21 protein-coding genes are annotated in these 24,311 nt (G+C 65.3%); 11 read left to right on the top strand and 10 right to left on the bottom strand.

Translation table 11 applies throughout. From position 1 onward, the window contains the following. Positions 1–26 precede the first annotated feature (26 nt). Positions 27–926 (top strand): polyprenyl synthetase family protein, encoded by a 900-nt coding sequence (locus tag GTK09_RS20805; RefSeq protein ID WP_163465319.1) that lies wholly within the window; start codon positions 27–29, stop codon positions 924–926. Between the two features lie 234 nt (positions 927–1,160). Here the strand turns inward: GTK09_RS20805 and GTK09_RS20800 are convergent, their stop codons facing one another. The 4 genes from GTK09_RS20800 to GTK09_RS20785 form a co-directional block, all read right to left on the bottom strand. Beyond that, positions 1,161–2,762: a putative bifunctional diguanylate cyclase/phosphodiesterase gene (locus GTK09_RS20800; RefSeq protein ID WP_163465318.1), complete on the bottom strand. Its 1,602-nt coding sequence runs from the start codon at positions 2,760–2,762 to the stop codon at positions 1,161–1,163. 157 nt (positions 2,763–2,919) lie between these two features. Next, entirely contained in the window at positions 2,920–3,717 is a 798-nt protein-coding gene (locus GTK09_RS20795; protein WP_163465317.1) for an SDR family NAD(P)-dependent oxidoreductase, read from the bottom strand. Positions 3,718–3,861: 144 nt separating this feature from the next. Beyond that, positions 3,862–4,671 (bottom strand): SDR family oxidoreductase, encoded by an 810-nt coding sequence (locus tag GTK09_RS20790; RefSeq protein ID WP_163465316.1) that lies wholly within the window; start codon positions 4,669–4,671, stop codon positions 3,862–3,864. Beyond that, positions 4,658–6,526 carry a glycoside hydrolase family 15 protein gene (locus GTK09_RS20785; protein ID WP_246218035.1) on the bottom strand — a complete coding sequence of 623 codons (1,869 nt, stop codon included), beginning with the start codon at positions 6,524–6,526 and terminating at the stop codon, positions 4,658–4,660. Before GTK09_RS20785 ends, GTK09_RS20790 begins: the two co-directional genes overlap by 14 nt. A 203-nt stretch (positions 6,527–6,729) precedes the next feature. Between GTK09_RS20785 and GTK09_RS20780 the strand changes: the two genes are divergently transcribed. The 8 genes from GTK09_RS20780 to phoB all read left to right on the top strand — a co-directional run bounded on the left by GTK09_RS20780 (position 6,730) and on the right by phoB (position 15,769). After that, positions 6,730–7,848 carry a hypothetical protein gene (locus tag GTK09_RS20780; RefSeq protein ID WP_163465315.1) on the top strand — a complete coding sequence of 373 codons (1,119 nt, stop codon included), beginning with the start codon at positions 6,730–6,732 and terminating at the stop codon, positions 7,846–7,848. A gap of 157 nt (positions 7,849–8,005) precedes the next feature. Next, entirely contained in the window at positions 8,006–9,271 is a 1,266-nt protein-coding gene (locus GTK09_RS20775) for an ATP-binding protein (RefSeq protein WP_163465314.1), read from the top strand. Between the two features lie 143 nt (positions 9,272–9,414). Beyond that, positions 9,415–10,464, top strand: coding sequence for a substrate-binding domain-containing protein (locus GTK09_RS20770; RefSeq protein ID WP_163465313.1), 1,050 nt, complete (start codon positions 9,415–9,417; stop codon positions 10,462–10,464). 170 nt (positions 10,465–10,634) lie between these two features. Further along, the gene (pstC, locus tag GTK09_RS20765) at positions 10,635–12,125 is read left to right on the top strand and encodes a phosphate ABC transporter permease subunit PstC (protein ID WP_163465312.1); all 1,491 of its coding nucleotides are present in this window, start codon (positions 10,635–10,637) and stop codon (positions 12,123–12,125) included. Continuing rightward, a complete protein-coding gene (gene pstA, locus GTK09_RS20760) occupies positions 12,122–13,444 on the top strand; it encodes a phosphate ABC transporter permease PstA (protein ID WP_163465311.1) in 1,323 nt (440 codons plus the stop codon). The genes pstC and pstA overlap by 4 nt, the downstream gene beginning before the upstream one ends. Before the next feature lie 75 nt (positions 13,445–13,519). Continuing rightward, a complete protein-coding gene (gene pstB, locus GTK09_RS20755; RefSeq protein WP_376768037.1) occupies positions 13,520–14,266 on the top strand; it encodes a phosphate ABC transporter ATP-binding protein PstB in 747 nt (248 codons plus the stop codon). 28 nt (positions 14,267–14,294) lie between these two features. After that, positions 14,295–15,038, top strand: a complete 744-nt coding sequence (gene phoU / locus GTK09_RS20750) for a phosphate signaling complex protein PhoU (protein WP_163465310.1) — start codon at positions 14,295–14,297, stop codon at positions 15,036–15,038. Between the two features lie 5 nt (positions 15,039–15,043). Then, positions 15,044–15,769 (top strand): phosphate regulon transcriptional regulator PhoB, encoded by a 726-nt coding sequence (phoB, locus tag GTK09_RS20745; RefSeq protein ID WP_163465309.1) that lies wholly within the window; start codon positions 15,044–15,046, stop codon positions 15,767–15,769. A gap of 27 nt (positions 15,770–15,796) precedes the next feature. On the opposite strand, the gene GTK09_RS20740 is transcribed toward phoB, so the two are convergent. Continuing rightward, positions 15,797–17,464 carry an AMP-binding protein gene (locus GTK09_RS20740; RefSeq protein ID WP_163465308.1) on the bottom strand — a complete coding sequence of 556 codons (1,668 nt, stop codon included), beginning with the start codon at positions 17,462–17,464 and terminating at the stop codon, positions 15,797–15,799. 192 nt (positions 17,465–17,656) lie between these two features. Continuing rightward, positions 17,657–18,364 carry a P-loop NTPase family protein gene (locus GTK09_RS20735; protein WP_163465307.1) on the bottom strand — a complete coding sequence of 236 codons (708 nt, stop codon included), beginning with the start codon at positions 18,362–18,364 and terminating at the stop codon, positions 17,657–17,659. A 295-nt stretch (positions 18,365–18,659) separates the two neighbouring features. On the opposite strand from GTK09_RS20735, the gene GTK09_RS20730 reads away from it, so the two are divergent. Both GTK09_RS20730 and GTK09_RS20725 read left to right on the top strand, forming a co-directional pair. Beyond that, positions 18,660–20,570 (top strand): ABC-F family ATP-binding cassette domain-containing protein, encoded by a 1,911-nt coding sequence (locus GTK09_RS20730; RefSeq protein ID WP_163465306.1) that lies wholly within the window; start codon positions 18,660–18,662, stop codon positions 20,568–20,570. 436 nt (positions 20,571–21,006) lie between these two features. Beyond that, on the top strand, positions 21,007–21,504 hold the full coding sequence (locus GTK09_RS20725) for a hypothetical protein (protein WP_163465305.1): 498 nt from the start codon (positions 21,007–21,009) through the stop codon (positions 21,502–21,504). Positions 21,505–21,579: 75 nt separating this feature from the next. Here the strand turns inward: GTK09_RS20725 and GTK09_RS20720 are convergent, their stop codons facing one another. The 4 genes from GTK09_RS20720 to GTK09_RS20705 form a co-directional block, all read right to left on the bottom strand. Beyond that, on the bottom strand, positions 21,580–21,771 hold the full coding sequence (locus GTK09_RS20720) for a Trm112 family protein (protein ID WP_163465304.1): 192 nt from the start codon (positions 21,769–21,771) through the stop codon (positions 21,580–21,582). 111 nt (positions 21,772–21,882) lie between these two features. Further along, positions 21,883–22,557 carry an LON peptidase substrate-binding domain-containing protein gene (locus GTK09_RS20715; protein ID WP_163465303.1) on the bottom strand — a complete coding sequence of 225 codons (675 nt, stop codon included), beginning with the start codon at positions 22,555–22,557 and terminating at the stop codon, positions 21,883–21,885. 174 nt (positions 22,558–22,731) lie between these two features. Continuing rightward, the gene (gene trxA, locus GTK09_RS20710; protein ID WP_163465302.1) at positions 22,732–23,760 is read right to left on the bottom strand and encodes a thioredoxin; all 1,029 of its coding nucleotides are present in this window, start codon (positions 23,758–23,760) and stop codon (positions 22,732–22,734) included. Next, positions 23,760–24,254 (bottom strand): prolyl-tRNA synthetase associated domain-containing protein, encoded by a 495-nt coding sequence (locus GTK09_RS20705; RefSeq protein WP_203561144.1) that lies wholly within the window; start codon positions 24,252–24,254, stop codon positions 23,760–23,762. The genes trxA and GTK09_RS20705 overlap by 1 nt, the downstream gene beginning before the upstream one ends. Positions 24,255–24,311 lie beyond the last annotated feature (57 nt).

Below are 24,311 nucleotides of genomic sequence, written 5' to 3'. Positions count from 1 at the left end.
TAGCCAGAGCGAAAGAGGACAGTTCGATGAAGACCGGGGAATTCGAAGCATTACTCAAGACCAGCGCCTCGGCCGTAGGGGATTTCCTCGACGACACTCTTTCGTCCAACCAACTGGTCGCAGGCACGCCGCATCATCTCTTGAACGCCATGCGGCATGGCGTCTTGAACGGCGGCAAAAGGTTGCGGCCGTTTCTCCTCTGCGAGGTCGTGAAGCTGTTCGACGGCAATCCGAAGGCCGCCATGCAGGTGGCTCTCGCCGTCGAGTGCATCCATTCCTATTCGCTGGTTCATGACGATCTGCCGGCCATGGACGACGACGACCTGCGCCGCGGCAAGCCGACCGTGCACAAGGCTTTCGACGAGGCCACGGCGATTCTCGCCGGAGACGCCCTTTTGACGCTTGCCTTCGGCCTCGTCGCCTCGGTGGAGGCGATCTCCGCCGAGACCCGGATCAAGCTGATCACGCTTTTGTCGAAGAAGGCCGGTGCGCCCGGCATGGTCGGTGGCCAGATCCTCGACATGCAGGCCAACGGCAAGCCGCGCTCCGAGATCGAGATCACCCGCATGCAGGCGATGAAGACCGGCGCCTTGATTTCCTACGCCTGCGAAGCCGGCGCCCTCGTCGCCGGGGCGAGCGAGGAAGATCGCACCCGCATGCGCCGCTACGGCGAAAACGTCGGCATCGCCTTCCAGCTCGCCGACGATCTTTTGGACGAGACGGGCGATGCCGCCATCGTCGGCAAGACGATCGGCAAGGACCGCGAGCAGGGCAAGCAGACCCTCGCCCAGATCTACGGCAAGCGGGCGCTGGAAGATCGTCTTGCGGCCTTGGTGAAAGGGGCGGAAGAGATGGTCGAGCCGTTCGGCGAACGGGGCGCCATCCTGGTCGAGGCCGCCCGCTTCGTGTCGTACCGCAAGCACTGAGCCACGGCGCTGCAATTGTCGTCCCACCCGGGCGAATGAACCCACCCGTCGGTCGGCGACCCGCTCGCGAGCCACTCGCGGGCCGCTCTGGCCGACCGACCTGCTGACGATGACGAAGGCGGTGCCCGCTTGCGCAGGCCGGCACGGTTCCAGCCCCGAACCTTCGGATACGTCTTCCGGCTGGCCTCGGCGCTTCTGCCCGCAGTTGCCACGCCGCCCGGGCCGTTTGCCGGCTCAGCCGATCTTGAGACGCGGTTCGGTGGCCGGCGCGAGGAACGTCAGAGGCCGAGGCGGCGTCCGGGCCTGAACGCCGCCCTGCGCCGCGGATGCGGCATTCTTCTCGCGGAGGTGCTCACCCAGCGCCGTCAGCCCCATCGGGCGCGCCAGGAGGAAGCCCTGGAACATGTCGGCGCCGGCCGCCTTGGCGAGCCGGTGCTGCTCCTCGGTCTCCACGCCCTCCGCCACGACGCGGATGCCGGCCGCATGGGCGACGTTCACCAACGCGGTCACGAGCACGTTGGAAGCCGAGTTGGTGCCGAGCTTCGAGACGAAACTCCGGTCGATCTTGATGGCGTCGACCGGGAAGGACTGGAGATAGGCAAAGCCGGTGAAGCCCGCACCGAAGTCGTCCAGTGCGATCCTGACGCCGCGCCCGCGCAGCGCCGTGAGCCGCCTGCGGACGTCCTCGTCGTCGCTCATCGCCATGCTTTCGGTGATCTCCAGAACCAGCCTCGATGGCGACGTGCCGGTCTCGGCGAGCACGGCCTCGACCATCGAGACGACACCGTCGCGCTTGAACTGGTTGGCCGAAAAATTCACGCCGAACATGAGTTCCGGAAAAGCCTGCATGTCCAAGCAGGCCCGCCGGAGCACGAATTCGCCGAGGTGGTCGATCAGGATCGTGCGTTCGGCGACGGGAATGAACTCCGCCGGCGGGATCACCCCCCGCAGCGAATGGCGCCAACGCACCAGCGCCTCGCAGGCGACGATGCTGCCGTTGGCCGTGGCGAGCGGCTGATAGACGAGTTCCAGTTCGCCCAGCAGAATCGCCGCCCGCAGATCCCGCTCGACCCTCCTGGTATGACGGAGTTCGCGCAGCATTTCGTCTTCGAACATCGTCGCCTGACCGCGGCCGTTGCGCTTGCTCTCGTAGAGCGCGAGATCGGCGCGATGGACGAGTTCGTCGAAGCCGACGACATCCGGCTCGATCCGGGCGAGGCCGATCGAGGCGGAAAGGCTCATCGGCTGGCTCTCGTGCCAGAACGTCATCGCCAGTTGCGCGAGATATCTCTCGGCAAACGCCATCGCCTCGCCGTGCGGCCGGTTCATGACCAACAGCGCGAACTCGTCTCCCCCCAGCCGTCCGAAGGCCGAATCCGGCGCCAGCCCTCTGGCGATCTCCGCCGCGTGCCGGAGTGCCGCATCGCCCTTGGCGTGGCCCAGGCTGTCGTTGATGCGCTTCAGATAGTCGAGATCGATGTGGAGGAAGTAGCCGCAGCCGGGCTTGCGTGTGCGCAGTGCCGTCTCGCAGAGATCAATGAAGGCGGCGCGGTTGAGCGCGCCCGTGACGCTGTCATGGCGGTATGTCCGCGCTCGGTCTCGGTTGATCCGATCCTCCTCGGCGAGGATCGACAGGAATGTCCGCCGCATCGCGAAGAGCCCGAAGAAGACGACGGTACCGAGGGCGGCCTGCAGGGCGAAGATCCAGCTGACCAAGCGTTGAATGTCGAGATACGCCCAAGCCGTTCCCGCCTGGATCAAGATCATCAGGCCGACGACGATCACGATCGACCGGAAGCTCCGCTTCAGGCGCGCGGGTTGGCGATGATGAACCATCGGGAAACTTGCTCGATCTCGGCTCGTTTGCCACCGGCTCGTCGCATGATTCCCTTAACAAACTCCCTAAGTAGCCCGAACGTTTGCACCGATCGTGTCTGCCGCCGTCCCAATGGCAAGGGTACCGGCCCCTCGCCTCCGCGCGCCGGCCGCAGCCTCATTCCTCGTCGCGGGGGCCGACCTTGACGGTGTAGTTGAGCGGCATCCGGCCCCCGTCGGCATAGATCGTCTGTCCGGTGATGTAGCTCGCCTCGTCGGAGGCGAGGAAGCTGGCGATCGCGGCGATCTCCCGCGGCTCGCCGATCCGGCCGAGGGGCGTGCGGGACAGAACCGTGCGGATCGCCGCTTCGTCGGAGACGACCCCCTTGAGGAGATCGGTCATGATCGACCCCGGGCCGACTGCGTTGACCCGGATGCCGTGCGGCGCGAGCGACAGGGCCATGACCTTGGTCAGCTGGTTGATGCCGCCCTTCGAGACGGAATAGGCGACCTGATCGGCCAGCGCGAAGACCGCGTTGACCGACGACACGTTGACGATGGCGCCGGCCGGGCCGCCGTCCTTCACCTTCTCGACCAGGTGTCTTGCCACCGCCTGGCCGCAGAGGAACGCACCCTTCAGGTTGACGTCGAGAACGCGCGAGAAGTCGGCCTCGTCGAGTTCGAGGAAATCGGCCTTGTGGACGATGCCCGCATTGTTCACGAGGATGTCGACGTCGCCGAAGCGATCGAGAGCAGCGGCGAGGAGATTGTGGACGTCGAGCCGCTCTGCGACGTTGCAGCCGACCGCGATGACGTCGCCGAGATCACCCAGTTCCTCGGCCGCGAGATTGCCGGCCTTCTCGTCCGTGTCGGCGATCACGACCTTCGCACCGTCGTGCAGAAACCGTCGGGCGACGGCGTAGCCTATCCCCTTCGCGCCTCCGGTGACGATGGCGACGCGCCCGTCGAGTGCCATGGTGATGCTCCTTCTTCAGCCTGTCGAAACGCCTTTAGCAGGTCTGCCCGAAAGTCGCACGGGGCCGACCTGGCGCACGCGCCACCTCGCCGGCGCCGAGGTCGGACCGTATGCCGAATGTGCGGCCGCGCAGGGCGCTCCGGCTCAGCCGTTGCCCCGGAAACCTGGATAGAGCGACATGCCGCCGTCGGCGAAGATCGTCTGGCCGACGATGTAGTCCGCCGCGTCCGAGGCCAGCCAGGCGACGATGCGGCCGATGTCGTCCGGGTCGCCGATCCGCCCATAGGGGATCAGCTTCTCGATGCCCGTGGAATTGTCCTGGCGTTCCTCGGCGTTGATGGCGGTCGCGATCGCACCGGGTGCGACGGCGTTCACCCGGATGCCTTCCTCGGCGACTTCCTGGGCGAGCGAGCGCATCAACAGATGGATGCCGCCCTTGGATGCCGCGTAGTTCACGTGGAACGCCCAGGGGACGAGCTGATGGACGGACGAATCGAACACCAGCTTGCCGAGCGCCCGGCTGACGTCGGGCCGGCGCCCCTTGGCGCGAAACCGGCGGATCGCCTCGCGGCCGACGAGAAAGGCGCCGGTGAGGTTGACCGAAATCACCGCGTTCCAGTCGTCGAGGGTCATCTCGGCGATCTTGGCGTCCTTCTGGATGCCGGCATTGGACACAACGATGTCGAGCGGTCCGAGTCTGTCTTCGGCCGCCTCGAACATCGCCATCACCGCGTCCTCCTTCGAAACGTCGGCCTGGACCGCGACCGCTCGGCCGCCGGCCTTTTCGATTTCGGCGACGACCGCGTCGGCCTGATCGGGGCTGCCGCGATAGTTGACGGCGACACTCGCGCCGGCAGCGGCGAGAGCGATCGCCGATGCGCGGCCGATGCCGGACGAAGCGCCGGTGACGAGCGCTGCCTGTCCGTCGAGACGGGCCGGGTCAAAAGATGCCATCGGGATCCTCCATCATCTTGAACTCGAAATAGCCGGGATCGGCCTTGTTTCCGTTCAACGATCGATCGAGCCAGATGGCTGCGGAGATCAGCGAAAGATGGGTGAGCGCCTGGGGGAAATTGCCGAGATGGTCGCCGGTTTCCGACAGCTCCTCGGAGAACAGGCCGAGATGGTTAGCATAGGTGTGGAGCTTTTCGAACAGAAGACGGGCTTCGGCGACGTAGCCCGTGCGCGCCAGGGATTCGACGTACCAGAAGGAGCAGATGGTGAAGGCGCCCTCCTCGCCGCCCAGCCCGTCGTCGTTCTCCTCGGTGTTGATGTAGCGCTTGACGAGGCAGTCGCGCACGAGGTGCCGGCGGACGGCCTTCAAAGTCGAGGTCCACATCGGATCGCGCGGATTGATGAACTTGACCAGGGGCATGAGAAGCACCACGGCATCGAGGGTCGAAGAGCCCTTGAACTGGGTGAAAGCCCCGACGTCCGGGTTCCAGAATTCCTCGATGATGGTCTTCTGGATCTTGTCGCGCTCGTCGCGCCAGCAGAGGACGTCCGCCGGCAGCGAGTGGATGTCGGCGATCCTCAGCGCCCGGTCCAGCGCCACCCAGCACATCAGCCGCGAAGAGAGATATTCCTTCGGCTCGCCCCGGCTTTCCCAGATGCCGCGATCCGGCAGGTGCCAGTTGCGTGCCAGCCAGTCGACGACGCGGGAGATCTTCGCCCAAACGGCATAGGCCGGTTTGCCGCGCGCCTTGGTCGAGATGTAGAGCGCGTCGAGAAACTCGCCGTAGATGTCCATCTGGCGCTGCTGATAGGCGGCGTTGCCGATCCGCACGGGACGCGATCCGTCGTAGCCTGCCAGCTGATCGAGATTGGACTCGGGCATCTCCTCGCCGCCGTCCATCCGGTACATGATCTGCATGCCCGATTCGCCGGTTTCGACGGCCCGCTCCATCAGAAAGTGGATGAAGGCCTCTGCCTCGTCGTAATAGCCGAGCCGCGACAGGGAATAGAGCGTGAAGGCGGAATCGCGGACCCAGCAATAGCGGTAGTCCCAATTGCGCTCCCCGCCAAGAACCTCCGGCAGCCCAAAGGTCGCAGCCGCCGCGATCGAGCCGTATTCGGACGAGGTGAGAAGTTTCAGCGTCAAGGCCGAGCGCACGACGAGCTCGCGCCAGAAGGTCGGGTAGCTGCCGCGGTTGACCCATTTGTGCCAGAAGTCGCGGGTATGGGAAAATGACCGGCGGACATAGCGGTTGGAGACCGGCGGCTGCTCCGGGCGCCCGGGGCAGAGGACCACCCAGCAGTCCTCGCCTTCCTTGAGATCGACCGTCGTGTTGATGTCGGAGCCGCTGATATCGAGGGGAAACGACGCGTAGAGCGTCACCTGCCACGCTTTCCCGTCGGTTCCCGTCCAGGCGATCGCCACGCCTCCCTCGACCGGCGTGAGCGTTGGCGTGGCGCGGGCGTAGTCGGGCCGGGCCGAGACTTCGAGCCGGAAGGTCTTCGGTCCGACGATCGCCTTGGCCCGCCTGACGATGCGGCCGGAGCCGTCGATCGGCATGTAGTCGCAGACCTCGCCGATGCCTTCGTCGCCGAGAAAGCGGCTGATCAGGATATTGGTGTCGGGAAGATAGATCTGACGGTAGGTGATCGTACCGTCCTCGACGTGGAAGGCGAAACGCCCTCCCTTTGCCGGATCGAGAAGGGCGGCGAACAGCGTCGGAGAATCGATGCGCGGATGGGACAAGAAGTCGATCGTCCCGTCTTCGGCGACGAGGGCGACGGTGTTCATGTCGCCGATCACGCCATGCGCCGCGATACGGTTGGGAACGTCGGGTGTGGGATCGTCGGCCATCGTCTTCCGGGGGAAAGTTGCGTCACCCGAGGATAGATCGGCCCGGCCGCGTGAGGGTAAACCCCTGCGTTTTTGACGCAGTGCGGTGAGCAGCCCTTCACGAGAATTTGCAACCGCTCTGCAGGCTGATACATATCAAGGCGTTGCTGCGTGGTCGTGGCGAGCCTCGAAGCGGCGGCTCGCGAGCAAGGGACTGACGATTTTTGACAAGCGCGATCGAAACCAGTCTGCGGCGCGCCTTGGAGCAAGGCGATCGCGCCGATCCGAACTTTCGCCTCGAGATCTATGAGGCCGCCGAACGGGCGCTGTTGCGGCTCGAAACCTCCAACGGAATGTCCGACGAGGCCCGGGATCGCCATCGCCGCGACCTGATCGGTGCCATCGAGACCATCGAGGACGAATATCTCGGCACGACCGATGATCCCTCCGAGGTCGGGCCGGAAGACGACGACCGGCTGGAGGCGGCCGACGCGGCCGGTGATCGCAGCGAGGGCGAGAGCCGCGCCACGGAAACGACGAAGGGGGCATCCGGCAGCTTCATCCCGGGCGCTGGGCCTGACGAAACGATGGCGCTCGACCGCGACGAGCGGATCGCCGCCGCCGAGGCGGATGACGAGGAGACCGGTGCGCCCGACGCCGATCGGCGGACCGGAAGCAGGCTGATCGGCCCGCTCATCGTGCTTCTGCTCCTGTTTCTCGTCGGCGTAGCGATCTGGATCGCCCTCCCCTTCTTTTCTTCGAGCGGCCCGAGCGAGACTGCCGGGGCGAATGCCGGCGACGAGACCCTGACGGTCGCCGACGCCATCCGGGAGAATGCCGACGTGACGGGCGAAACGTCGGCGGCGACGGAGTGGCTCGACCTCTACTCTCCGCAGGTGCTCGCCGAGTTCGCCGCCAGCGACGAGGCGATCGAGACGGTCGCGAGCGAAGGTGGCAGGACGGTCGTGAAGCTCGTGCAGTCATCCGACGGCGGTGTGTCGGACGGGACGGCGGATGCGGCGGATGCGGCGGTCCAAGAAATCGAACTGCCGATTTCCGGCGAGGCGGCACGCCGCTTTGCCGGCCAGAAGGCCCAGGCGGAGATCATCGTCGGCTCGCCCGACGGCAAACCGCGCGAATTCACGCTGCGCTGCCTGTTCGGCGGCGAGACGGTCTGCGGTCGCCAGCGCTTCACCACCGCCCTTCCGGAGGAGAATTTCCTGTTCAACCTGCAGTTCCCGCCGGAAGCCGTGACGGGCGGGCAGATCGCCATCGATCCTTCGGTCGGAAGCGGTGGCGGGGACCTTCTCTTCTACGGGCTGAGGCTCCGCCCCTCTTCCTGAGCCCCAGCCGCAGGGCGGGCGGGCGGAGAGGCAATCTCGATTTTCACAATCGCATGCTATCGAAGAGCCGGGCAGGCCGCCCGATTCGTAGGACGGGGAGGCGACGCGCCGCAGCGGGGCGATCCGCCCTTCGAACCGAACGATCCATGACGAGGCCATGCGCAGCAAACGTCTCACGCTCATCGCGGCACTCGCCCTCCTGGCGCTGGCGGCGCTCCACCCGCAAGCCGCCTTCGCTTCGGCCGGCGTCTTCCTGGTGCTTCTCCTGACCATTCACTGGCCGGCGCGCGAGCGTTCGAAGAAGTCCAATCCGGACATCCGGGCCAACGAGGAAATCTGGCCCGATCGCGGCATGAAGGCCGTGCTCGAGGCGCTGCAGGAGCCGGCGCTGATCGTCGATCGCGAGCTGTTGATCCGCTATCGCAACCCGGTCTCGGCCGTCGCCTTCGGCAACATGGCGCTCGCCGATCCCCTGTCGCTGCGGTTTCGCTCGCCCGAGCTCCTCGCCTCGATCGAGGCAGCGATCGCCGATTCCGTCGCCAGGAGTGCCACGCTGGACGAGCGCCGCCCGATCGAGCGTCACTGGCTCGTCGAGATTCTCCCCATCCCGGCCTATCAGGGCATGCGGCCGAGCTTCTTCGCGGTGCTCTTTCACGACCGCACTGCCGAGCGGCGGGTCGAACGCATGCGCACCGACTTCGTCGCCAACGCCTCCCACGAGTTGCGCACGCCGCTGGCATCGCTGTCCGGCTTCATCGAGACGCTGCAGGGGCCGGCACGGGACGATCGAGAGGCGCGCGAGCAGTTCCTCAAGATCATGCGCGAACAGGCGAGCCGGATGTCCCGCCTCATCGACGACCTCCTCTCCCTCTCCCGGATCGAGATGCGCCGCCACGTCGCGCCGCAATCGCGGGTCGACCTCGCAGCGGCGCTCGGCAAGGTGCGCGCGCAGATGCAGCCGCTCGCCGACGATCTCGGCCTGACGCTCGAATTCACCCAGCCCGGAGAACCGATGCCGGTCGTCGGCGACGAGGACGAACTCATCCAGGTCTTCGCCAATCTGGTCGAGAACGCCTGCAAATACGCCGGCGACGGCGGTCGCGTGGAAATTTCGATCCAGCGGACGAGCGAGCGCGGCGAACAGGTCATCGATGCCTCGGTGCGCGACTTCGGACCCGGGATTCCGGCCGAGCACGTGCCGCGGCTGACGGAGCGCTTCTACCGGGTCGATGCCGGCGCGTCGCGCTCCAAGCGCGGCACCGGTCTCGGCCTGTCAATCGTCCGGAACATCCTGCTGCGCCACAAGAGCCGGCTGATCGTCGATTCCGTCGTAGGTCAGGGCTCGACCTTCACCGCCCGCTTCCCGATTGCGACAGAAATTCCGCTCGCCGCGCCGAAGAATCTGGAATCATCATATTCCTGAACGACTTGGAGCGTCGTAAAACCGTTATGTCTTTGTCATAAGGGTTTGGTCGGCAGGCTTTAGCAAGAGCCGCGAACCACAGCCGCACAGATCGGCTGATGAAACACGGTTCGAACCGAAATCCCTCAGGGAGTACCCTCTCTATGAACAAGACCTTCATTGCCGGCCTCGCGCTCGGCACCGCCGCCTTCATTGGTTCGGCCCAGGCCCAGAGCAACCAGCAGATCCACGTCGCCGGTTCCTCGACCGTGCTTCCCTACGCCCAGATCGTCGCCGAGAACTTCGGCGAGACCTTCCCGGACTACCAGACCCCCGTCGTCGAGTCGGGCGGTTCCTCGGCCGGCCTCAAGCAGTTCTGCGCTGGCGTCGGTCCCGACACCATCGACATCGCCAATGCTTCGCGCTCCATCCGCGAGAGCGAGATCAAGGCCTGCGCCGACGCCGGCGTGACCGAGATCTCGGAAGTCAAGTTCGGCTATGACGGCATCGTCTTCGCCTCGTCGGCCTCCGGCCCGGACTTCAAGCTGACCCCGGCGCTGGTCTTCCAGGCGATGGCCGCCAAGGTTCCCCAGGACGGCAAGGTCGTCGAGAACCCGAACAAGTCCTGGAACCAGGTCGACGCGTCGCTCCCGGACCAGCAGATCACCGCCTTCATCCCGGCTTCCAACCACGGTACCCGCGAAGTCTTCGAAGAAAAGGTCCTGATGCAGGGCTGCAAGGACTCGGGCGCGATGGAAGCGTTCACGAAGTCCGGTATGGACGAAGATGCGGCCGAAGAGGCTTGCATGTCCGTCCGTAACGACGGTTCGGTTTCCGAGATCTCCGGCGACTACACCGAGACCCTCGCCCGCATCGAAGCCAACAAGCAGGCGATCGGCGTCTTCGGTCTCGCCTTCTACGAGCAGAACCAGGACAAGCTGAAGGTCGCCACGATCAACGACATCGTCCCGTCGGCCGAGACGATCGCGTCGGGCGAATATCCGGTGTCGCGTCCGCTGTTCTTCTACGTCAAGCGCGCCCATCTCGGCGTCGTTCCCGGCCTGTCGGAATACGTCCAGTTCTTCCTGTCGGAGCAGATGACCGGCGAAGGTTCGCCGACCGTCGATTACGGCCTGGTCGCCCTGCCGGCCAATGAGCGTGAAGAGCAGATCTCGAACTTCGAGAACGGCACCGCCCTCGGCTCCAAGTCCTGATCGAGCCACGGCTCGAACGGATCGTCTCGCCCCGCGAGCGATCTCCTCCGCTGGCCGCAATCGTGGCCAGCGGATTCGCCGTACGAGGGTGATCGACACGTGCCGTCCACAGGACGTCACGCCGCACCGAACCCCTTGTCCCCCGGAATTCCTTCGGCGAAAGTGCCCCCGTGTCGACCTTCACGATCATTCCCATCGTCTTCGTCATCGGCCTCGTCGGCGCGGTCATGGCCTATAGGCGATCCCGCGCTCTCGTGGGCAAAGACGGCGTCAAGATGCACTCCCGGCCGACCTACCACGCCTCGTTCGTGGCCTGTTGGGGGATCATCCCGGCGCTGCTCACCCTCGCCGTCTGGCTGATCGTCTCGCCGATCGTCATCTCGACCAATGTCAGTGGCAATTTTCCCGAGGGCGTCCTCGCGCAATCGCAGCTGACAGAGGGCCTCGCCTACGGCATCGTCGAATCCATCGGCACCGGCCTCAGGGTCCTGCCCGACGACGAGCGGGCGACGATCACCGACACGACGCCGGTCGCGGACGTCACCGCCCTCCTGCGCAATCGCGGCATCCCGACCGCTTCGGCAGCCACCGACTGGATGGTCCCGTTGGCGCTCCAGCTGAACTCCCTGCAGTTCTGGAGCCGCTGGGCGATGACCCTCGTGGTTTTCGTCGTCGCCGTCGCCGGAACGTTCTGGTCCTACCGCCAGATCGCCCCGCGGCTGAGGGCCCGCAACAACGTCGAGCGGATCGTCAACGGCGCGCTCATCGCCGCCTCGTCGATCGCCATCATGACGACCGTCGGCATCGTCTTCTCGATGCTGTTCGAGACCATCGACTTCTTCTCGCGGATCTCGCCGGCCGAGTTCTTCTTCGGCACGGTCTGGGAGCCGCGCTTTTCCAACGTCGGTTCGTCGGGCAACGCCGGCAGCTTCGGCTTCATCCCGCTTCTGGCAGGCACGCTCTACATCGGTGCGGTCGCCATGCTGATCGCCGTGCCGATCGGCCTCTTCGCCGCGATCTACATGGCCGAATATGCCGACAACAGGACCCGCTCGATCGTCAAGCCGCTGCTCGAGGTGCTCGCCGGCATCCCGACCATCGTCTACGGCTTCTTCGCCCTGATCACGGTCGGCCCGTTCCTGCGGGACCTGTCGGCGCAAATCAGCGGCCTCGTCAGCGGCAACTATGTCAGCTTCATCGAGGCCCAGAGCGTCCTGACCGCCGGCCTCGTCATGGCGATCATGCTGATCCCCTTCGTCTCCTCCTTGTCGGACGACATCATCACCTCGGTTCCGACGTCGCTGCGTGACGGCTCGCTCGGCCTCGGGGCGACCCGCTCGGAGACGATCAAGCGGGTCATTCTCCCCGCCGCCCTGCCCGGCATCGTTTCGGCTGTGCTCCTCACTGCCTCGCGGGCCATCGGCGAGACGATGATTGTCGTCCTTGCCGCCGGCGTCGCCGCCAATCTGACACTGAACCCCTTCGAGCCGATGACGACGATCACGGTCAAGATCGTCGCACAGCTCACCGGCGACCTCGAGTTCAACACGCCGCAGACCCTCGTCGCCTTCGCCCTCGGGATGACGCTGTTCGTCATCACGCTCTGCCTCAACGTCTACGCCCTCTACATCGTGCGCAAATACAAGGAGCAGTACGAATGAGCGACGCCACCGCAAACGGCATCGCCGACACGGCTGCCGGCCGCAAGCCGAGACGCGACATCGGCATCAAGAAGCGCTACGCCGCCGAACGGCGCTTCAAGGCCTACGGCATCATCGCCATCGCCATCGGCCTTGGCTTCCTCGTCATGCTGATGTGGAGCATCTTCTCGAAGGGCTACACGGCCTTCTGGCAGACCGAGATCCAGGTTCCGATCACCTTCTCCGAGCAGGTTATCGGCACCGCCGAACAGGCCAATGACAGCCAGACCAAGCTTTTGATGGCGAACTATCCGCAGCTCGCCCGCGACGGCCTGATCCAGCTGCTCGGCATCTCCGCCGACGACAAGAAGGCGGTAAGCGCCGCCAATGGCCTGATCTCCTCCGGCACCCGCGTCACCCTGCGCGACATCGTGATGAACGATCTGTCGGTGATCGGCACCACCGAGAACGTCTGGCTCTATGCCAGCTCGGAGCTCGACAGCGCCCTGAAGGGCCAGTACGATCTCAACGTTCCCGAAAATCGCCGCCCGATCAGCGACCTGCAACTCGAATATATCGACAAGCTGGAGCAGCAGGGGGCGATCGAGCAGCGCTTCAACTGGGGCCTGTTCACCTCCGGCGCCTCTTCGCGCGCCGAGACGGCGGGCGTCGGCGTGGCCATCATCGGCTCGCTCTACATGATGCTGATCGTCCTGGTCCTCGCCTTGCCGATCGGCGTCGCCGCCTCGATCTATCTCGAGGAATTCGCCCCGAAGAACAAATTCACCGACCTCATCGAGGTCAACATCAACAATCTCGCGGCCGTGCCGTCGATCGTCTTCGGTCTTCTGGGTCTTGCCGTCTTCATCAACTGGTTCGGCCTGCCGCGCTCGGCTGCGCTGGTCGGCGGGCTGGTGCTGACGCTGATGACCCTGCCGACCATCATCATCGCGACGCGCGCGGCGCTGCGAGCCGTGCCGCCATCCATCCGAGCCGCGGCCCTCGGCCTCGGCGCGTCGAAGAACCAGACGGTCTTCCACCACGTCCTGCCGCTGGCCATGCCCGGCATTCTGACCGGAACGATCATCGGCCTTGCCCAGGCGCTCGGCGAAACGGCACCGCTGCTCCTGATCGGCATGGTCGCCTTCGTCGCCGACTATCCGTCGACGCCGCTCGACCCGTCGACGGCCCTGCCCGTGCAGATCTATATGTGGGCCAACGAAGCCGAACGCGCCTTCGTCGAACGGACGTCCGGCGCGATCATCATCCTGTTGGGTTTTCTTGCAATCATGAACGTGTCGGCGATCCTGCTTCGCCGCCGCTTCGAGCGCCGCTGGTAGGAGCCTTCGATGATGGAAAACATTCAAGCGACATTGCACAAGGGCCCGGCCGTGGAAGCTTCCAGACCGATCAAGATGACGAGCAAGGACGTGATCGTCCATTACGGCGCCAAGCAGGCGCTGAACGGGATCACGCTCGATATTCCCGAACGCCAGGTGACTGCGCTGATCGGCCCGTCCGGCTGCGGCAAGTCCACCTATCTGCGCTGTCTCAACCGGATGAACGACACGATCGACTCCGCCAAGGTCGCGGGGAAGATCCTGCTCGACGGCGAGGACGTCTACGATCCCGACATCGACGTGGTCGAGCTCCGGGCCCGGGTCGGCATGGTGTTCCAGAAGCCCAATCCGTTCCCGAAATCGATCTACGAGAACGTCTCCTACGGACCGAAGATCCACGGCCTCGCCCACTCCAAGCAGGAGATGGACGAAATCGTCCATACCAGCCTTCGCAAGGCCGGCCTCTGGCGCGAGGTGCACGACCGTCTCGACGAGCCCGGCACCGGCCTTTCCGGCGGCCAGCAGCAGCGCCTGTGCATCGCCCGTGCGATCGCCGTCTCGCCGGAAGTCATCCTGATGGACGAGCCCTGCTCGGCGCTCGATCCGATCGCCACGGCGACGGTCGAGGAGCTGATCGACGAATTGCGCGAGAACTACACGATCGTCATCGTCACCCACTCGATGCAGCAGGCGGCGCGCGTTTCGCAGCTGACGGCGATGTTCCATCTGGGCGACCTCGCCGAAGTCGGCCCGACCGAGAAGATGTTCTCGAACCCGGACGACAAGCGCACGCAGGACTACATCACCGGCCGCTTCGGCTGACGTTCCAACCACGAAGGAGGCCGCGCAAATGGCCGAACATATCGTCACCTCCTACGAGGACGAGCTGAAGTTCATCATCCGCCGCATCTCCGAGATGGGCGGCCAGGCCGAGCGCATGGTGGAACAGTCGGTCAGCGCGCTGATGCGCTCCGACTGGGCCCTGGCGCAGTCGGTCGTCGCCGACGACGTCCTTCTCGATGCCGTCCAGCGGGAAGTCGACGAGCGGGCGATCCGCACCATCGCCAAGCGCCAGCCGATGGCGGTCGATCTGCGCGAGATCGTCGGCGCCATCCGCATCTCCAACGATCTCGAGCGGATCGGCGACCTGGCGAAGAACATCGCCAAGCGGGTGATCGCCGTGCATGAGCATTCCCAGCCGATGCAGCTGGTGCGCGGCCTCGAGCATCTGTCGGAACTCGCGCTCGAGCAGTTGAAGGAAGTCCTCGACGCCTACGCCACCCGCAACGAGAAGCAGGCGATGGCCGTGCGCGACGGCGACGAGAGCATCGACGCCGTCTATACGTCGATCTTCCGCGAACTCCTCACCTACATGATGGAAGATCCGCGCAACATCACCGCCTGCACGCATCTTCTGTTCACCGCCAAGAACATCGAGCGCATCGGCGACCATGCGACGAACATCGCCGAGACGGTCTATTACATCAAGACCGGCGAACAGATGGCAGCGGAGCGGCCGAAGGACGATCAGACGGCTTCGCTGGCCCACACCGACGTGACGACGTCGCCGGCGCCCGGTGGAAACGGAGCCTGAACCGGATGAACACCCGCATCGCCGTGGTCGAGGACGAGGAGGCCCTGGGCGTTCTCCTGCGCTACAACCTCGAGGCCGAAGGCTACACGGTCGACGTCATCGCCCGCGGCGACGATGCCGACCTGAGGCTGAAGGAAGAGCTGCCCGACCTCTTGATCCTCGACTGGATGCTGCCCGGTCTGTCCGGCGTCGAACTCTGCAGGCGGCTTCGCCAGCGCGAGGGGTCCGACCGGTTGCCGATCATCATGCTGACGGCCCGAGGCGAGGAATCGGAGCGGGTTCGCGGCCTCTCCGTCGGCGCCGACGACTATGTCGTCAAGCCGTTCTCGACGCCGGAACTGGTCGCCCGGGTCCGCGCGATGCTGCGGCGCGCCAAGCCCGAAAAGATCGCCACCCATCTCGGCGCCGGCGACATCGACCTCGACCGCGAGACCCACCGGGTCCGCCGTGCCGGCCGGGAGATCAAGCTCGGCCCCAAGGAATTCCGGCTGCTCGAATTCTTCATGCAGTCGCCCGGCCGGGTCTTCTCGCGCGAACAGCTGCTCGACGGCGTCTGGGGCCGCGACATCTATGTCGACGAGCGCACCGTCGACGTCCATGTGGGACGCCTCAGAAAGGCGATCAACCGCGGCCGCCAGCGTGATCCGATCCGCACAGTGCGCGGCGCCGGCTACGCGCTCGACGAGAACTTCACCGGCGCGAAGGCGGGCAAGGAGAAGGCCGCCGGCTGAGCGGCCGAACGATGGCGTCGGCCCGCCTCAGTTCCTGAGTTCCCGCCTGAGCACCTTGCCCACCGGCGATTTCGGCAGTTCGTCCCGGAACTCGATGATGCGTGGCCGCTTGTAGCCGGTCAGATTGGCCTTGCAGTAGGACCGGATCTCGTCCTCGCCGATCGCCTCGTCGTTCCTGACGACGAAGAGCTTGACCGCCTCCCCCGACGCCTCGTCGGGAACGGCGATGGCCGCGGCCTCGACGACGCCCGGCATTTGCGTCACCACCTCTTCGATCTCGTTCGGATAGACGTTGAAGCCCGAGACGTTGATCATGTCCTTCTTGCGGTCGACGATCCTGAAGACCCCGTCCTCGCTCATCACCCCGATGTCGCCGGAGCGGAAGAAACCGTCCGCGGTCATCACCGCCCTCGTGTCCTCCGGCCGGTTCCAGTAGCCGGCCATCACCTGCGGCCCGCGAATGGCGATCTCGCCGACCTCGCCCGGGGGGAGGTGAGCCCCCTCTTCGTTGAGGATGGCGAGATCCGTCGACGGGAGCGGCACGCCGATCGTACCGGTATATTCGGAGCGGTCGGTGGGGTTGCAGCAGGCCGATGGCGAGGTCTCGGACAGGCCGTAGCCCTCGCAGATCGAAACGCCGGTGGCTTTCTTCCAACGTTCGGCCGTCGCCGCCTGAACGGCCATGCCACCGCCAAGGCAGATTTTCATCGCGGACCAGTCGACGGATTTGGCCTCCGGATGCAGCGCGATGGCGTTGTAGAGCGTGTTGACCGCCGGGAACGAATGGAAGCGGAACGGCTTGATCGCCTTCAGCAGCGCCGGGATGTCGCGAGGATTGGGGATCAGGATCGCCGCACCGCCATTGCGCACCGACAGCATCAGATTCACCGTGAAGCCGAAGATATGGTAGATCGGCAGCGCGCAGACGACGATCGACTGTTCGCCCGGCGCCAGCTGCTTAAGCGCCGGCGCGTTCCACATCTGCGACTGCAGGACGTTGGCGACGATGTTCGCGTGTGTCAGCATCGCACCCTTGGCGACGCCGGTCGTCCCGCCGGTATATTGCAGGACGGCGATGTCGTCCGGCGCGATGGCGGGCGTTCTCACCATGCCTTTCCTGCCGATGGAAAGAGCGCGCTTGAAGCGCACGGCGCCGGGAAGGTCGTAGGCCGGGACCATCTTCTTCACCCGGCGCAGGACGAAGTTGACGATCGCACCCTTCACTCTCGGCAGAAGATCGCCGAGGCCGGTGACGACGACATGCTCGACCTCGGTCTTGGCGCGGCACTTTTCGAGGGTCGCCGCCATGTTCTCGAGGACGACGATCGCCTTGGCCCCTGAATCCTTCAGCTGATGCGCCAGCTCGCCGGGCGTGTAGAGCGGATTGACGTTGACGATGGTCAGTCCCGCCATTGCCGCCCCGGCGATCGCCACGGGATATTGCGGCACGTTCGGCATCATCAGGGCGATGCGGTCGCCCTTCTGCAGCCCCAGGCCCTGCAGATAGGCGCCGAAATCCCGCGCCAGCGCGCCGAAGCGGCGATAGGTGAAGGACGCGCCCATGAAATGCAGGGCGTCGCGCTCCGCATGGGTCTGAAAGGCGTTTTCCAAGAGCTCGGCCAGGGAGCGGTACCCGACCTCGCCGAGATCCGACGGCACCCCATCCGGATAGTGCCCGAGCCATGGTTTGTTCATCTTTGTTCCTCCCTGACTTTGACGTTAGCGTAAAAGTTCGCTCGACGCCAAGCAGGGCGGACATGGGGTTGCCGGGACGGGCTTTGCAAGGCGGCTCGACGCCCGCAACCCGCCCCCCTCAAAGACGCGAGGCGCGGGCCCCGGCGGGAGCCCGCGCCTCGCACTTCGTCCGCATTTCTGCGGAAGAATTGGTCAGGCAGCTTCCAGCACCCGTTCGGCCGTCCTCGCCGGGCGCGTCCTGCCCTCGCGGGTGCCGAGAATGCCGATCTCGTAAGCGAGGCTCGCCGCCTCGGCGCGGGCCCGGTCGAGACCTGGCGCCTGTTCCTCGTCGAGCGTGAAGATCGTCCCGCCGGAAAGGAACGGCGCCTCGTAAGCGGCGCGCTGGACGAGGCCGATCGGCAGGCGCGGGGTGTCGCACGCCTCGATGATCGCCTCGACGCTGCGGGCGATCCGGCTCGGAATGGTCGCAACGGCGCTCGCCACGAAACACCGGTCGCGCGAGCGCCGGCCACGGCCCGCATCCTTGCCGAGAAGTCGGTCGGTTTCGACCGCGTAGGACGCCGAGACCGGCGAGAACCGCACCGGGATCACCGCGCGGTCGGAGAGTTTCGCGCCGAGACGGATCGTCGCCGCCTCGTCGCCGGCGTCGATGACGACGAGGTCGCCGCGCTTGCGGGCCGCGCGCACCAGCTTTTCGATCGTCGCCTCGTCGCGGCCGCGCTCGACCGTGATCTTCGTCGGGAGGCCGGCCAGTTTCGCCCAGGCGGCGAGATCGCCGTCGCGCGCCGCATCGATGACGAGGACGGGAATGTCGGCGGCCGCCGCGACGCTCGCCAAGGTGAGGGCAACGGTGGACGAACCGGCGGTCTTGAGCGAGCCGACCGAGACGACGGAGATCATGGCAAGGCCTTTCTGCGTTCCCGAACGGACACGCGGAGGATGGGTCGACAGCCGCGTTCCGCAGAACGCGGCGCCGGCGGGCGAGCGGAAGATCGTTCGGGCTGTCGGCTGGCGATGCGGCGGTCTGGCAGTGCGAACGAATTGATCGCACGAGTTAATGTCAGTCAGCTTGGGCGAAGCTTAAGGGGCGGTTAGCTTTTGCCTCGCCCTGCAGCTGCGCGGCAGGCGCATCTCTCCCATCCGATCGCACTGCTGCCCCCTTTCGCCCTGACCCGCCGCATGGCAAAAGGCCACCATGCTTCAGATTACCGACCTTACCGCGCGCGTAGCCGGGCGCCTGCTCATCGACCATGCCAGCCTGACGCTGCCGACCGGCACGAAGGCGGGGCTCGTCGGCCGCAATGGTGCCGGCAAGTCGACCCTGTTCCGCGTCATCACCGGCGACCTCGCGCCGGAGACGGGGTCGGTGTCCTTTCCCAAGAACACCCGGCTCGGCCAGGTGGCGCAGGAGGCGCCGGGCACGGAAGAATCGCTGATCGAGATCGTGCTGAAGGCCGACACCGAGCGGCTGGCGCTGCTCCAGGAAGCCGAGACGGCCACCGATCCGACGCGCATCGCCGACATCCATACGCGCCTCGCCGACATCGAGTCCCATTCGGCCGAGGCACGGGGCTCCTCGATCCTCTCCGGCCTCGGCTTCGACATGGCGGCCCAGGCCCGGCCGGCCTCGTCCTTCTCCGGCGGCTGGCGCATGCGCGTCGCGCTTGCCGCCGTTCTGTTCTCGCGGCCGGACCTGTTGCTCCTCGACGAGCCGACCAACTATCTCGACCTCGAGGGAACGCTCTGGCTGGAAAACTTCGTCCAGCGCTACCCCTACACCGTCCTCGTTATCTCCCACGACCGCGACGTCCTCAACAACGCGGTCTCCTCGATCGTCCATCTCGATCAGCAGAAGCTGAACTTCTATCGCGGCGACTACGACCAGTTCGCCCGCCAGCGGGCCGAGAAGATCGAACTCCTGCAGAAGTCGATCGCCAAGCAGGATGCGGCGCGAAAGCACATGGAGGCCTTCGTCGAGCGCTTCCGGGCGAAAGCGTCCAAGGCGCGTCAGGCCCAGTCCCGCCTCAAGGCGCTGGAAAAGATGGGCCCGATCCAGTCGATCGTCGAGGAGAACGTCACGCCCTTCGTCTTTCCGGCACCGGAAAAGCAGGCCGCCTCGCCGATCATCCGCATGGAGAACGTCTCGGTCGGCTACCAGCCCGGCCGGCCGATCCTGACCAACCTCAACCTCAGGATCGACACCGAGGACCGCATCGCCCTGCTCGGCCAGAACGGCAACGGCAAGTCGACCTTCGCCAAACTCCTCGCCGAGCGCCTGAAGGAACAGGCCGGGACGGTCACGCGCGCGCCGGGGCTGAAGATCGCCTTCTTCGCCCAGCATCAGATCGACGATCTGCGGCCCGCCGAAAGCGCCGTCCAGCACGTGCGCCGGATGATGCCGGACGCGACGGAGCCGAAGGTCCGGGCGAAGGTCGCGCAGATGGGCCTGCCGACGATGAAGATGGACACCGCCGCCGAGAAGCTCTCGGGCGGCGAGAAGGCGCGGCTCCTGATGGGCCTCGCCACCCTCGACGCGCCGAACCTCCTGATCCTCGACGAGCCGACCAACCATCTCGACATCGAGGCCCGCCAGAGCCTCGTCCATGCCCTCAACGACTATCCGGGCGCCGTCATCCTGATCAGCCACGACCGCCACATGGTCGAGGCGACGATGGACCGTTTATGGATCGTCGGCGACGGCACGGTGTCGCGCTATGACGGCGACCTCGAAGACTACAAGAAGCTGATCCTCTCCGGCGCACGTTCCGGCGGCGGCGCAGCGGGGGGTGCGGGGAGCGAGCCGGTCGAGATCGTCGAGCCGCAGGTTTCCAAGGTCGACCAGCGCCGCCAGGCGGCCGAACGGCGCGAGGCGCTGAAACCGCTCAAGAAGAAGATCAGCCAGCTGGAGATCCAGATCTCGCGGCTGCAGAAGACCATCGCCGATTTCGACGAGAAGCTCGCCGACCCGGCGCTCTATACCAAGGACCCGGCCCGGGCGACCAGCCTCAACAAGCAGAGGGCCGAGGCGGCGAAGACGCTGGAATCCTGCGAGGAGGACTGGCTGGGGCTGACCGCCGAACACGACGCCGCCATGGCGGCGGAGTAACCGCGAGATAGGCAGCAAGCTAGTGATCTATTTTGAGTTGCATTACGATAAGTGATGTTGCATTCTGTACCGAAGTGATGACGAGACGGATACAGAAGTTGGGACGTCTACAAACTCGGATCATACCGTCGATAGTAGTCTGCATTTGCAGCGCGATATCGAACGTTTCGTTTGCCCAAGGCCGCGACGGAACGTCATCGACAAATACAGAACAGCCCGAAACGCCGCTCAAATTAGGAAACGAGCCGGATGAAAGATCTGAGTTTGACTCTTGCGTATCAGCTCTTCCGGAAAAACTGAAAAATTTCCGAGCCACTCTTTGCGGAGCGACGGATTATATTCGAACCCCTCATTCAACTACGATGATGCCCGATACGACGTTCGATTTTGACAGGTCGATGGAAAGCGAGACTTTCATATTTCGGGAAGGACAAACGTGAGTGTCGTCCCGTACTGGCTTTTGGTAGGCGCCGGTGTCACAGTCCTATCTTGGGTGTTGGTGGCTGGATTTGTCAGCAATTCGGAGAGGCTCACAGTCTTTGCCGTCTTGGCCGCAATATCGATGATTGCCTCAACCGCTGGCTTTATCGGCGGCCTCAGTCGCGTTGGCGTAGCTGGTCAAGTTATCGCTGCCGCGCTCAGTCTAATTGGCGCGCTTGTTACATATCTTTTTGGTGTAGACCGCTCGAAGGGCGCTTTAATACCAATCTGCGCTATGGTATTTTCCGTATCACTTTTTCTTTCCTATTTTCAAGCAGCTGACATGCGAGCTGATCCGGAGCGATACTCTCTTTGGCGCGCGCACTGCCTCTCGATTTTCAGCAGCAAAGATTTATTGAGCGACGAGGTATCCTCAACCATCGTTGACAGTTCCTTCGGCGAAATCTGTGCACGTGTCTTTCTCAACGAAAAGCAGCGTTTGCTCTCACCCTAATAAAACAGCAGCGCAGCTGGTCGTCAGAGCCCAGGGAAAATGAACGAGAGGAAACTTATTGTTAAGTCGGCCACTCTACTCGATCTCGCGCGCCTCGGACGGCAGCATGATCGGAATGCCGTCGCGGATCGGGAATGCCAGCTTGGCCGCCTTCGAGATCAGCTCGTTGGCGGCGCGATCGTAGACGAGGGGTTTCTTGGTCAGGGGACAGACCAGGAGCTCGAGGAGCTTGGGGTCCGGCTGGCCGTCCTTGTTGCGTTCGCTCATGGCATCCCGTCCGCTTGGCGTCAGGCTGCAGCTTCTAGCACGGCCCGTCGCAAAGTCACGCGTCGGCCGTCCGGCTCACGCCGTGACGGTGTCCCGATCGCATCCGCCCGGTCATTGCAGCGTCGTCGAGCCGTCGTCGCCATCGCGGGCGAGCGCGATCTCGGTGATGGCGACCAGCGTCTCGGCTCGGATCTTCAGATCGCTGGCTTCGAGCAGCGCCTGCTTTTCCGCCGCGCCATAGGGCGACATCATCGACAGCGCATTGACGAGGGTCTCGTTCGAAGCCCTGGCGATCGAGTCCCAGTCCGCTTCCATCTCGTTGGCTTCGAAGAAGCGGCGCAAGGCCCGCAGCAGGCCTTCGCGGTCCACCTCCTCCTCGCCCTGGCCGGCGTCGAGATCTCCGAGAAAGGCGGCGACGCGGCATGACCGATAGGGCGTCCTGACCGCGGCTTCCTCGACGATCCGGAACCGCGCGATGCCCTGCAGATTGATGATGTAGCGGCCGTCGCCGGATTCGGCGAGGGAGACGATCCGGCCCATGCAGCCGACCTCGCAGAGCTTCGGTTCGCCGTCGGCCCTGAGAGCGCCGTCGAGGCTCGGCTGGACCATGCCGATGATCCGCGCCCCGGCGAGCGCGTCGTCGATCATCATGACGTAGCGCGGCTCGAAGACGTTGAGCGGCAGCTGCCCGCCCGGCAGGAGCAGCGCCCCGGTCAGCGGAAAGACCGGGATCGTCGCCGGCAGATCGGTTTCGTCCGTATAGCTGAAGTTGCCCGCCTGAACCAAAGATTGCCTCCCTCGACCTTCCCGGGATGTGGAAGGGCGGCGGGCAATCTCAAGGGCTCCCGTGCGGGTAGCCGCCTATCCAGCGATCACGCCGGCGTTTGGCGTCGCCCGCCGATCGTTTCCCGGGCAACTGTCCGCGCACCCTTTGCCGGTGCCAGCCGCCGCCGTCCGGTGTCATGAAAACAGCAGCGAAGAGAGCCGGCGCCGCGCCTCCTTCGTCGCCGGATCGGTCGGGCCCCAGGCCGCGAAGAACTCCAGGAGTTTCAGCCGCGCGGCATCCTCTCCGAAGCTGCGATCGCGGCGCATGATCTCGAGCAGATGGCCCGCCGCCGTCTGCCGGTCGCCCTTGGCATTGGCGATGAGAGCGAGGTCGAAGCGGGCCTGATGATCGTCCGCATTGCCTTCGAGGCGCGCCTGAAGCTGCACGGGATCGCCCAGCTTGGCGATTTCCTGCTGCAGTTTCAGCTTGGTCCTCACCGCCGCCACGGCGGGATCCTCGGCCTTGTCGGCCGGAACCTGGTCGATGACCGCCTCGGCCCGCACCGCATCGCCCGTCTGGAGATAGCATTCGGCAAGCCCCGCAGCGGCGCCCGCATGGCCGGGCTCATGCTGCAGAATGGCGCCGAAGAGCTGGGCGGCATCGCCGACGTCGCCGGCCGCCAGCAGCGCGTTCGCCTGTTCGAGCGCTTCGCCGATCGGGTCTTCGTTGCCCGGCTGGCCGGCGGTCAGGCGCTGGATGAAGGCGGCGACCTCGCTTTCGGGCAGCGCGCCCATAAAGCCGTCGACCGGCTGGCCGCCGACGAAGGCGAAGACGGCGGGGATCGACTGGACGCCGAGCTGACCGGCAATGGCGGGATGCTGGTCGATGTTCATCTTGACCAGCTTCACCTTGCCGCCGGCCGCCCTGACCGCCTTTTCGAGGATCGGCGTCAACTGCTTGCAAGGGCCGCACCAGGGCGCCCAGAAGTCGACCAGCACCGGCTGTCGGCGCGATTCCTGGACGACGTCGGCGGCAAACTTCGCCGTCGTCGTCTCCTTGATCAGATCGGCATCGGAGACCGCAGCCGAAGCACCGAGGCCCTGCAGCCCGCCCGGCTGGGATGCGGCCGGCTGACGCTGGGCCGGCGCCTGAGAGGGCCCCTGGCCGACCGTCTGCTGGCCGAAACCGCCGCCATAGGGATTGCCGTAAGGATTGTCGCTCATCAGTCCCGCCCCTCAAGCGTTTCACCGTCGAGCCGGACGACGAGAGGCTCGTGCGCGGTCGATCGGAAGAATGTCATCAATCCGTCGGTGGCGATCGTCGTCGTCGCCGTGTTCGTCAACGGATGGCAGTTCACCATATCGTGCGCAAGCAAGCCCTCATCAAGCACCACCGTGACGCGGCCGTCCCGGTCGTTGAGGACGCCGAAGGCCGTGACCGAGCCGGGCTCGACACCCAGCATCTCCATCATCGCCTCGCCGCCGGCGAAGGACAGCCGCCCCTGCGCGCCGATCACCTTGTGCAGCGACTTCAGGTCGACCGCCCGGCTCTCTTCGGCGACGACGAGAAAATGCCGCCCCTTCTTGTCCTTCACGAAGAGGTTCTTGGTGTGCCCGCCGGCGATCTCGCCGCGCAGGCCTTGCGATTCGGCGACCGTGAAAAGCGCCGGGTGATCGAGCGTCGAAACCTCGATGCCGAGACCGCCGAGATACGTCATCAGTTCGTCACGCGTCGCCGCCAAGGCCTGTCCCCTCGCTGTCGCCTGCCATTCAAC

The sequence above is a fragment of the Jiella pacifica genome, from assembly GCF_010500815.1.
In the GTDB taxonomy this organism is placed as follows: domain Bacteria; phylum Pseudomonadota; class Alphaproteobacteria; order Rhizobiales; family Rhizobiaceae; genus Jiella; species Jiella pacifica.
The sequence above is the reverse complement of the archived record's forward strand: the minus strand, read 5'-3'. Positions and strand labels throughout refer to the sequence as shown.

Bases quoted from the DNA above. Each gene is read 5' to 3' on its own strand.
- GTK09_RS20805 (WP_163465319.1), top strand. From the start codon at position 27: ATGAAGACCGGGGAATTCGAAGCATTACTCAAGACCAGCGCCTCGGCC.
- GTK09_RS20800 (WP_163465318.1), bottom strand. From the start codon at position 2,762: ATGGTTCATCATCGCCAACCCGCGCGCCTGAAGCGGAGCTTCCGGTCG.
- GTK09_RS20795 (WP_163465317.1), bottom strand. From the start codon at position 3,717: ATGGCACTCGACGGGCGCGTCGCCATCGTCACCGGAGGCGCGAAGGGG.
- GTK09_RS20790 (WP_163465316.1), bottom strand. From the start codon at position 4,671: ATGGCATCTTTTGACCCGGCCCGTCTCGACGGACAGGCAGCGCTCGTC.
- GTK09_RS20785 (WP_246218035.1), bottom strand. From the start codon at position 6,526: ATGGCCGACGATCCCACACCCGACGTTCCCAACCGTATCGCGGCGCAT.
- GTK09_RS20775 (WP_163465314.1), top strand. From the start codon at position 8,006: ATGCGCAGCAAACGTCTCACGCTCATCGCGGCACTCGCCCTCCTGGCG.
- GTK09_RS20770 (WP_163465313.1), top strand. From the start codon at position 9,415: ATGAACAAGACCTTCATTGCCGGCCTCGCGCTCGGCACCGCCGCCTTC.
- pstA (WP_163465311.1), top strand. From the start codon at position 12,122: ATGAGCGACGCCACCGCAAACGGCATCGCCGACACGGCTGCCGGCCGC.
- pstB (WP_376768037.1), top strand. From the start codon at position 13,520: ATGACGAGCAAGGACGTGATCGTCCATTACGGCGCCAAGCAGGCGCTG.
- phoU (WP_163465310.1), top strand. From the start codon at position 14,295: ATGGCCGAACATATCGTCACCTCCTACGAGGACGAGCTGAAGTTCATC.
- phoB (WP_163465309.1), top strand. From the start codon at position 15,044: ATGAACACCCGCATCGCCGTGGTCGAGGACGAGGAGGCCCTGGGCGTT.
- GTK09_RS20740 (WP_163465308.1), bottom strand. From the start codon at position 17,464: ATGAACAAACCATGGCTCGGGCACTATCCGGATGGGGTGCCGTCGGAT.
- GTK09_RS20735 (WP_163465307.1), bottom strand. From the start codon at position 18,364: ATGATCTCCGTCGTCTCGGTCGGCTCGCTCAAGACCGCCGGTTCGTCC.
- GTK09_RS20730 (WP_163465306.1), top strand. From the start codon at position 18,660: ATGCTTCAGATTACCGACCTTACCGCGCGCGTAGCCGGGCGCCTGCTC.
- GTK09_RS20720 (WP_163465304.1), bottom strand. From the start codon at position 21,771: ATGAGCGAACGCAACAAGGACGGCCAGCCGGACCCCAAGCTCCTCGAG.
- trxA (WP_163465302.1), bottom strand. From the start codon at position 23,760: ATGAGCGACAATCCTTACGGCAATCCCTATGGCGGCGGTTTCGGCCAG.
- GTK09_RS20705 (WP_203561144.1), bottom strand. From the start codon at position 24,254: ATGACGTATCTCGGCGGTCTCGGCATCGAGGTTTCGACGCTCGATCAC.